Origin of the sequence: Desulfitobacterium sp. (genome assembly GCF_034927245.1) — a bacterium.
In the GTDB taxonomy this organism is placed as follows: domain Bacteria; phylum Bacillota; class Desulfitobacteriia; order Desulfitobacteriales; family Desulfitobacteriaceae; genus Desulfitobacterium_A.
Genome location: NZ_JAYFQK010000080.1, coordinates 1 through 3,474 on the forward strand (window position 1 = coordinate 1; position 3,474 = coordinate 3,474).

Here is a 3,474-nt window from a genome sequence, read left to right on the forward strand (position 1 = left end):
GATGAAGAAGAAATGGGGATTATACCCCCGACTAACATGTCATTCAGTAGGAACATTAAGACCTGGATCTGGATTATCCTCATTTTTCCACTTTAGCAGGTATAGAGGACTAAATTTAACTGCTTTCAGCAGTCAAATCAACTTATACATTCTGATACGTATAAAAAAAAGATAAGTCCCGAACGACTCATCTTAGTTTATGGCTTCACAATAAACACATCCCCTATCGCCCGTAGGTTAAGCAAATACTCAAGGCAGGTCTCCTGGCTTCAGATCAACGCACCTTTCCCCTTCCCGGATTACCAGTGGGTATTGAAAAGCACTCCTTGTACACAGTGGCGGGACCGCACCGGAATTGCACCGGCTTCCCTTTTCATCCTCCGCAGAGGAACCTTGATTCTTCGTTATTCATTTATACGTTATTATTCTATGTTTCTAGAAACATTGGCAAAATCCTTCTTGAGCCCATTGAATATTGACGAAATCCATTGCTGAGCTGTATCATCCCAGCCAATAATGGTCCCGTCCAATAAGGTGAGTATCGTTCCTACTTTCAATCTTCCCTGAACATGTTCCATTGCCCGCCGGCTTGCCAAAGCCGCGATTTCATGGATCAGATCCTGGTGCCCCCAAGAAATCAATTCTGCGGCAGCTCCTTCGGCCGTAGGAAATTCGGAGATAGATCTTAACTTTTCTAACGCAATCCCATGAAGTGCCGCATGGGCTACCAGAATTTCCATCCGTGCGTCTGCGACATGGCTATGCGTATGGAATATCCCACCTGCAACTTTTATTAGTTTGCCAATATGCCCTAATAATATTACTTTATCGAATTTACGGTAAGCCGCTTCCTCTAAGATAAAGCCGACAAAATTGCTCATCTGAATGATGGCTTCCGCCGGTATTTTTAACTCCTCTGTTGCTGTTTTAAATCCGTAATGACCCGGCGTCAAAATGATCGTTTGATACCCATAAGCCATGGCTTGATCCAGTTCCGGCAAAATTGAATTTTTAAAGGCTTCCTCAGACATCGGCCTAACGATCCCAGTCGTCCCTAAGATTGAGATTCCCCCTTGAATTCCTAATCTTGGATTCAAAGTTTTGGGGGCAATGTCCTCACCTTCAGGCACTTCGATGATCACTTCAATGGCTTGCACAGGAAATATCTCGCGGACTGCTTTGCGTATCATCTCCTGAGGAATGGGGTTAATCGCACTTTCGCCCACCGGTACTTGGAGTCCTTTTTTCGTGACAATGCCGACTCCTTTTCCCCCGCGAATGAGTATCTCGCCCCGATCAGCCAGGATTCGTACCTTAGCCTGAATCTCTATACCATGTGTTACATCCGGGTCATCACCGGCATCTTTGATAATCCCCGCTTTACCCCAGCAGCTTTCTTTTTCTGCCCATTTAAGAGGAAGGTTTAAACGTTCGCCGCCGGGCAGCGGAATTTCAATCGTTGGTTTTACTTGTTCATCATTTAATCTTTGGCAAGCAGCCTTCGCTGCCCCGGCAGCACAGCTTCCTGTAGTATATCCCATCTGCCATTCATGCGAATCTTTATCTTTATGACCCAAAGCTTTCCCTTCCGCCCTTCCATCTTAATTCGTTCCTTTTCTTAATTCTTTTTTCTTTAAAGGAAGAATTCGGCGGCTTTCTTTTTCTTCCTTCTTTTTTGCCAATAGCAAGTCTCACGCTTGTTCATTTCAAAGCATAAGCTGTTACTACGAAAGGGGGGTGAATTTATGTATTCTTCTAATTATCATGTCCATTCGTATAGTGTTCAAACTTCTTGCACTAATGGTCATATTCACCGGATGTGCGGACTAACCGGACCTTCGGTTCCTATGGGAGCTTCTCATGTGCATTACTATGATGGGATAACGACTTGTGATCATGGGCATATTCATTGCTATCGTGGCTGTACCGGTCCATGCGTACCCTGTCCGGGAGGCGGACACACGCACTGTTTGACTGGATGTACAACCTTTGATCATTGCCATTCCCATTATTACGAAGCCTATACCGGTAACGAAGAAACCTCAATGTTATTCCAAAGGAGAGCGCTTTAATTAAAACGGGACTGTCGCAGAACCTATGGTCTTTTGCAATAGTCCATAATTATGGGCACTACCACGAAAACGGGGTTGTTTGGCGACAGCCCCGTTTAATATGTTTGCCTCGAATCATTTCAAGAGATAACGATATCTGTCAGGCTCTTGTCGAATTTCTTCTGCTAGTGCTTGATATTTTGGAGTTAGAACAACTGAACGAATACGTTTTCCATCACTATCGCGTGGCATTATAAAGCCTTCGTTAATCCATTTTTTAACTTTATCGCGAATTGTTCTATCTGAAAGATTTAACCACTTTCGAAGATCGGAAGTACTAACCCAATTGTACCTGAATGCAATTTGTGAAAAGACAATGCGCTGGTTTGGATCGAGCACCCGAATTAATTCAGGTTCAATTGTAGTGTATTCATTACTTTTTTCTTCTACTATTTGCGCTGCTTCTTCAAAAACTTCTGCTAAACCGTTTAAGAAAAACTCAAGCCACTGAGTAATATTACAATCATTTCTCCCAAAATAGTAATTGTGATGTAAATCCATTTGAAGACTTTTATAATATTCTTTTAAATGTCGATCATAAAAACTTTCTAGAATAAATAATCCTTTTAATCCTAAACCACCCATTCGTAAGATATAAGTCGCTAACATTCTAGCTGTTCTTCCATTTCCGTCCATGTAGGGATGGATAGTTAAGAATTGCCACATTACAATTCCTGCTTTAATTGGTGCAGGAATATCTTTCATAGATGCGGAATTTACCCATGCAACTAAATCTTCCATTAGTCTAGGTACATCGGTATATTCGGGCGGTAGATACCAACTTGAGTCATTCCGACTTCCTACTTGGTTTTGTTCGGTTCGATATTCACTTAACTTTGGTCTTCTACCGTGGCTTACACGTATAATTGCATGAAGTCTTTTTATAAATTCTTCTGTTATAGCAAGTTGTCTCTTTTCACAGTTGTCTAAATAATCAATAGCCTTCATTAAGTTATAAACTTCTTGCTGCTCATCGGATGGTTGTTCTGAGTAGAAAGCTTCTCGCTTTTTATATTCGTCTAATTTATTTCCTTCCAATTTTGTTGATAATAACACTGTCTCTTCTCTAGATTTAGTTTTCAGAATTTCTAAGACAGATGATGGTAATGGTAGATTTTCAACTAGAATACTAGATTTCTGTATTTTCATAAGATTTGAAGCCATGGTTGTAGTAATCGAAAAGTTCGGATTAAACAAGTTAACGACCTCCTTTAATGGAATTATAGCATTGCCGCTAAATTTCCGCAATTATAGGCAATCGTTTTAGATTCAATCTTCCGTATTCCTGTAAAAAGTCTTGAATTCCCTGGCTTCTACTGCATGCTTAGGATATGATACAATATCTTATAATGAATTTAACGAG

At 41.0% G+C, this 3,474-nt stretch carries 3 protein-coding genes and 1 riboswitch; of the genes, 1 reads left to right on the forward strand and 2 read right to left on the reverse strand.

Annotated features, from left to right (window positions below; genetic code table 11):
- Window positions 1–235: 235 nt before the first annotated feature.
- Window positions 236–411, reverse strand: a riboswitch (cobalamin riboswitch).
- A gap of 11 nt (window positions 412–422) precedes the next feature.
- Window positions 423–1,541, reverse strand: a complete 1,119-nt coding sequence (cbiD, locus tag VB077_RS16170) for a cobalt-precorrin-5B (C(1))-methyltransferase CbiD (RefSeq protein ID WP_323416293.1) — start codon at window positions 1,539–1,541, stop codon at window positions 423–425.
- 204 nt (window positions 1,542–1,745) lie between these two features.
- On the opposite strand from cbiD, the gene VB077_RS16175 reads away from it, so the two are divergent.
- Complete coding sequence (locus VB077_RS16175; protein ID WP_323416291.1) at window positions 1,746–2,072, forward strand: YmaF family protein; 327 nt, start codon at window positions 1,746–1,748, stop codon at window positions 2,070–2,072.
- Between the two features lie 114 nt (window positions 2,073–2,186).
- Here the strand turns inward: VB077_RS16175 and VB077_RS16180 are convergent, their stop codons facing one another.
- Window positions 2,187–3,308 carry a Fic family protein gene (locus VB077_RS16180; RefSeq protein ID WP_323416292.1) on the reverse strand — a complete coding sequence of 374 codons (1,122 nt, stop codon included), beginning with the start codon at window positions 3,306–3,308 and terminating at the stop codon, window positions 2,187–2,189.
- Window positions 3,309–3,474: the final 166 nt, after the last annotated feature.